Genomic DNA, 6189 nt, shown 5'->3' with positions numbered 1-6189 from the left:
TTTGACACACCACCCGCCCCTCTCGGCAAAAATCTAATTTGGTGTTCTTACTGGGGGGCCACGCCTCGCCGTCGCCCCACCACTAGCTTCCAAACGTCTTCAGCTGCACCGATTGCCCGTCGAAAACGGCGTAGGTTTTGGCAAATACCCATTCGCCGAGGTTGATGTACCGGCTCGCCGGTGGCACGGCCAGGTCAAGCGGCAGGTGCCGGTGACCGAAAATATAGGCATCATGGTGCTGCACCCGCTCCACTTCCAGGCAATACTGATACAACCACTCCCGCTCCTCGCCGAGGAATTTATCCTCCCCTTTTTCATTGTTTGTTAACCGGCTGTGCCGCGACCAGGCATGTGCCAGCCCGATGCCGACGTCAGGGTGCACCCAGCGGAACAGCATGCGCGCGAGGCGGTTTTCAAAGACTTTCTTGAGCTGTTTGTAGGTATAGTCGCCAGGGCCCAGCCCGTCGCCATGACCGACGTACAAACGCTTCTCACCAATCCGGTAGCTCCGCGGCTCCCGATGAACCGGAATGTTGAGTTCTTTCGTAAAATAGTCAGCCATCCACATGTCGTGGTTCCCCGTGAACAGGATCACCGGCAGTCCGGCGTCCGTTAATTCGGCCAGTTTACCCTGCAGGCGGGCAAATCCTTTGGGGATAGCATGCTTATACTCAAACCAGAAATCAAACACATCGCCGACCAGAAAGATGGCTGCGGCATCGGCCTTAATCTGGTCGAGCCAGGCAATGACGGCCCGTTCGCGGGCGAGGCTTTGCTCGTGGGACGGCGTGCCTAAATGAAAATCAGAAGCGAAATAAACGTTACGGCCCGGAGGCAACGCAATAGTCTCTACGTGGGACATTGGACAGGTTCTCGGCGCAAAGGTACGGCTTGCAGCAATATGACGCACCTAAAAAACAGACGGGGCGGATGAGTATCCCCATCCGCCCCGTCTGCTTACTGATTAATTTCGTATTACCGGATCCGCTCCGCTACCACCGGCACACACACCGGCGGCGGGCAGTTACAGTTCGTCACCGGCAGATTTACCGTTTGCTGGGCGCTTGCACAGTTTGCGTTGGTTGCATAGACGGTAACGGTATAGGAAGCCGTTGCCGACGGGTTTGGCAGGTTCGACACCGTTGCCTGTCCGTTGACCAGTGGTGCCGGCGTAGTCATGGATATGCCGGGGCCGGTTACCAGATAGGACGACGCATTCGTTGCCGATATCTGGATACTACCATCGTTATTAACCGCAGTGCCGCTACAGGTTGCCCGTGTAACAATCACATTTGACAGTACGGCCGGGGCGCAGGAGCACGAAGCCGGTGCCGTATATTGCCGCGATGTGGTACCACAGGCTGTGCCCGAGAACAACACCGTAACCGTGCGGGTAGCCCCGTCCGACGGCAAGCCGTTCATGGTAAAGCTAAATGAGCTTGTATTGGCGGCCAATGCTGCTGTAACGCTTTGCACGCCGTTGGTGATCGTTACCGACTGTGCCTGCGTGGCGTTGGTTAAACTTAGCACACCACTCAGGGTGTATTGGTTGGTAGCCGAATTACAAACGCCGGGCGTTACGGCCACACTGACCGCACAGGGCGCAGGCGGGGCAACCGAACATGAGGCAGGCGCTGTATATTGCTGCGAAACCGAACTACAGGCAGTACCCGAGAACAGTACCGTCAGCGTACGGGTGATTCCGTCAGAGGTCAGGCCGTTCAGCGAGAAGCTGTAGGTACCGGTATTAGCTGCGAGGGCCGCCGTGGCGCTCTGCACGCCGTTGGTGATCGTGATCGACTGGGCCTGGGTGGCGTTGGTTAAACTCAGCACACCCGATAGCGTGTATTGATTGGTAGCAGGGTTACAGGCACCCGGCGTGGCTGCCAGGCTAACGGAGCAGATTAACGGTGTAGCAACTGTACAAGCCGCCGGCACGGCATAGCTTGTTGTGGCCGAGCCGCAATTCGGGGCGAAAACAGTCACTGTCTGCGTTCCTCCTACGGATGGCAGACCGGAGATTGAATACGGCACCGTTGTGCTGCCGCTTGCAATTGCCACGGTCTGGCTCAGCGCACCCGACACCAGCGTCAGTGTACCGGCCGCCCCCGGGTTGGAAACGGTTGCCGTACCGCTCAGTACATAGCTGTTCGTGCCAGGACTACAGGCCGACGCCCCCGCTGTTAAGACGACTGAGCTGTAAAGGCCGTTGGGTTGGTTGATGCCGGTGAGGGTATTTTTTGCAATCGGATTTGAGCCGTCATTGGCAGGCGCACTGTTAAAATTTGTCAACCCGTTACTAAAAGCAATAGTTGGATTAGCTGTGGGATTAACTACAGAAAAGGCAATTGTACCAATCGTTATCCAGTCACTGTTTGTTACAACAGGGCAACTGAAGGTATTAACCAGCAGTGTCAGTGTTAAATTAAATACTCCCGGGGTTGATCCGTCAAAAATATGGTTGTCCCATGATGAAGCGGCATTACTTATGCACAGATTAGCCGGTGAGAAGTTTTGCGACTGGTAAGAAGCAAATGACAATGAAGATGGATTATACGTCAGATAGATTGACGATGTACCGATTGAAAATGACGTAGCAGATGCTGCTTTAATTTGCACAACCGCCGTGTAAGAGTTTCTGGCACAATCCAGCTGGCCCAATACTCTTAAGTCTGCAGATTGCCCTAATGCGTTTTGGGCACCTCCCAATCCGGCAAAAACAAGCAGCAGATATACAAAATTGATTACGTATCTGTTCTTCATACGACACTTGCAGGAAATATTTTTTCTTCTGTTGAGACTACTCAGAACTGACGTTGAGTAGTCTATTGTTGTACTTCACTTGTCGCAACCTTTGACCGGTTTATGGTCCAGCGATTATAATCCAGGTTATTCACCACACCATTACAATCTGCATCGACAGCCAGGTACTGGCCAACAGTAGCGCCATTTCCCTTCCAAAGGTTGAAATCCAGGTTATTAATCACCCCATTGGCATCGTAATCTCCTACATAAAAGACATACTTCGTTCCGATCAACTTCTCCTGCTGATTACCACGGGCCATAGTAGCAGCCGTTGTAAAATCAACCACCACACCGCTGGTTACAGGATTGTTGGTCATGACCGCCAGGTGACTTTTATGGTGGATGGAAAAATAAACCGTGGCCGGCAGATTGGTAAAGCTAATGCCTTCTGACCCATCAAGGTTTATCAACGTGCCATCGTTGCGTACCATACCTGCACGTCTATCAATAACCGTACCATCATTTGTTCGTGCCACAATCAAAACCCAGTCAGAAACATTGGCCGGATACGTACTAACCTGCTCAGTACCTGTATAATTCCACGGGGAAGTATTGAAGGGTTGTTGCTTAGGCAGGATATTATTTGTAGCTAAATCGGTAGAAAGTAAACCTGTTTGCGCATTAAGAAACCCTTCCAGCAAAAACTTTGCCTTAAATGAAAAGGTTGGCAAATTTGAGCATTGACTAACTGTAACAGTTGCCGTTCCTCGGCAGCCTGCCGCATTCGTAGCCGTCACCGAATACACACTGGCAGTTCCGACATTAATGGCTTGTGTATTCGCTCCTGTACTCCACAAGTAAGATACGCCTCCATTCGCGGTCAGGGTGGCATTGGTGCCGTTGCAGACCGTTGTGTTACCCGTGATGCTGGCCGCAACTGCCGGTGCCTGTGACACGGTAGTTGTAGCTACACTCCGGCAACTGTTGCCATCGGTAACGGTTACCGAATAAGTGCCGGTAGCATTGATGACAATAGCCTGACTGTTGCCGCCGGTATTCCAGGCATACGACACTCCCGGGCTTGATGACAAGATCAGTGTTTGTCCGGCGCAAAGCTGCGGACCCGACGGGCTGATACTGGCCGGCGCCGGTGTATTGACCGTAACAGTTGCCGTCGCGTTTGGATTGACAATACAGCTATTGGCATCCTGCACCGACGAAAGTGTATAGATTGTTGTCTGCCCTGGCGTTACCGGGATGGCCGTCCCGCTTACGTAGTTTACCGTCTGATTCCCGTTGACCGTAATCCGGTACGGCGGCACCCCGCCCGTTACGTTGGCGGCCAGATTAACGGTTTGTGCGCCACAAACAGCCGTTGATCCGGACAAGGACGCAACAATCTGCGTTGGCTGCGTTATGGTTACCGAGCGAACTACCGAGCAACCGGTGGTTGCATCCTTTATGGTCCCGGTATACTGACCGGCGGCAAGTCCTGTGAAAACGCCGGTGCTGTTGACCGATCCGTTCAGGGTGTAGGAGAGCGTACCGGTAGCCCCCGTCGCCGAAAGCGTTACCTGACCGGTTGTGGCCCCGAAACAGGAAATATTCGTTACCGATGAGTTGGCCGTAAAGCAAGACGGTGTTCCCTGAATGTTCAGCGTATAATCCTCGGCTTCGCCAAACCGCAGTGTGTTACATGGATCAGTCACAATCCCGTCGGCACTGTACTGGCTTCTGATCCGGAGCCGGGCCGGACCGGGCGTCATATCCGACGGGATAGTGATGGTCCCCGTCAGGCTGGGATTCATCAACTGACTGGCTGAACTCTGGAACAGAATTTCTGACGAGGCCAGTACACCGTCGCGGTTTTTGTCGAGCCAGATCGTTGCGTGCTGGTTTACATAGGTGCCAAACCCGCCCGTAACCGCTCTGGCAATAAACGTGTAGGTTTGTCCGGCATTTGCGTTGTATTGCGTTTGGCTAAAATCAGAATAGCGTGACGGGTTCGGATTGCCCGAGTTGATTTTACTCAGGGTGGTGCCCTGAATGATAAAGTCCGAAATTTCCGGCACGAAATTGGCAACCGGCTGGCTGTAAGTTGGCGCACAGTAGAACAGCGTAGACGTAACCTGTTGTGTCGCCGAATACTGCGTAGAGGCGTTGGATGCCTTTACACGGTAATAATAGGTTGTGTAGGGCGCGAGCGTCGCGTCTACGTACGAAAGCGAGGTAGGCGGCAAACCCGCCAGGGGCGTAAACTCGCCGGTGGCGCTGGTGGCGCGTTCGATGATAAACCCTGCTGCATTATTGCCGGTAAATGTAAACTGAATTAAGGCCCCCTGCGCGGTCATGGTCACGGCCAGGTTTGCCGGAGCCGCCAGATTCGGCGTCATGCAGTCAAGAGTATACTCGTTGCCAGGGTCGGTACGAAGCAGCAATCCATCACCCATCCGTGTATACTGCCCCGCCGAAAATTTATTGACGCACAGGGTATAATACGACATGATGTTTGTCATATCCGGCGCAAACAAGTCATTATTGGCATCTCTGGCCGAACCGGTATACGTACATCCAGATGTTGTTGCGCCCGATAACCCGTATGGATCAGCCGGTGTATCACATACATAATCCCCTGCCGTTGAACAGTTCGGGGCATATGTACGTCCGTTTTGCGGATCACCGGGACGGATTACTAACTCCTTACGGGACGGGTCAAACGTATTGTTATTATTTTCAAACGTATGGTAGAGGTTGAAATAGTGCCCGAGTTCGTGCGCCAGTGTGTAGTTGTTGGTAATCCGCGAGCCAAGTGAGAATACGCGGTTTGTTATGGCGCTGGGGTCGGGGAAATAAGCGTATCCCCCCACGGCCGCTCCCCCGTTGGTAATACTGTTCAGCAGGTAAACGTTAATAGCATTGCCTACGTAGTTTGCCGCGACGAGATCATCCTCTTCGCTGGTATCCATGTCGAACCAGAGTGAGCTGTTGATATAGTTCGGGGCCGAACCGCACATATAAAAGGAAATACCAGCCTGCTTATACAGCTGATTGAGCAGCACAAGTCCTTGATTAATAGTAGTAATATCCGGACCACCTGTTCCGTCGTCACGCCTGAGTACGTGAAACCGGATCGGGATATACTGCAAAGATGATGCCGCTTTGTTGGTTTTGGCTTGTTTAAGACGCAGAATCCACTGCTGGTACTCGCTCTCCTGCAAACGGGAAGGAGCTGATGTACCACAAGCGACTTGCGCGTAGGCCGCATTAAAACTACATTTACCGGCAATAACGAGTAAAATGAACCATATAGTTTTTGCATACTTCATACCGTGGTACGCTGGGGCTGTATAGGAATGTACCTCTACCAGAAATACTTCCTGTTGCTAACACAAACACTATGCCAACATGAAACCTTCTTTATATAGAAGATAATACCACTCAAAG

The 6189-nt window shown here is 52.5% G+C and carries 3 protein-coding genes; all 3 read right to left on the bottom strand.

Annotated elements, in window-relative coordinates:
* Nucleotides 1-82: 82 nt before the first annotated feature.
* The 3 genes from AC23NW_RS17590 to AC23NW_RS17580 all read right to left on the bottom strand — a co-directional run bounded on the left by AC23NW_RS17590 (nt 83) and on the right by AC23NW_RS17580 (nt 6071).
* Nucleotides 83-862 (bottom strand): UDP-2,3-diacylglucosamine diphosphatase, encoded by a 780-nt coding sequence (locus tag AC23NW_RS17590; protein ID WP_293834066.1) that lies wholly within the window; start codon nt 860-862, stop codon nt 83-85.
* 113 nt (nt 863-975) lie between these two features.
* The gene (locus AC23NW_RS17585; RefSeq protein WP_487450931.1) at nt 976-2619 is read right to left on the bottom strand and encodes a hypothetical protein; all 1644 of its coding nucleotides are present in this window, start codon (nt 2617-2619) and stop codon (nt 976-978) included.
* Between the two features lie 206 nt (nt 2620-2825).
* Nucleotides 2826-6071, bottom strand: a complete 3246-nt coding sequence (locus tag AC23NW_RS17580; RefSeq protein ID WP_487450930.1) for a GEVED domain-containing protein — start codon at nt 6069-6071, stop codon at nt 2826-2828.
* Nucleotides 6072-6189 lie beyond the last annotated feature (118 nt).

Source organism: Arsenicibacter sp. R0_47 (assembly GCF_057652235.1).
This window is presented reverse-complemented; position numbering and strand designations above follow the sequence as displayed.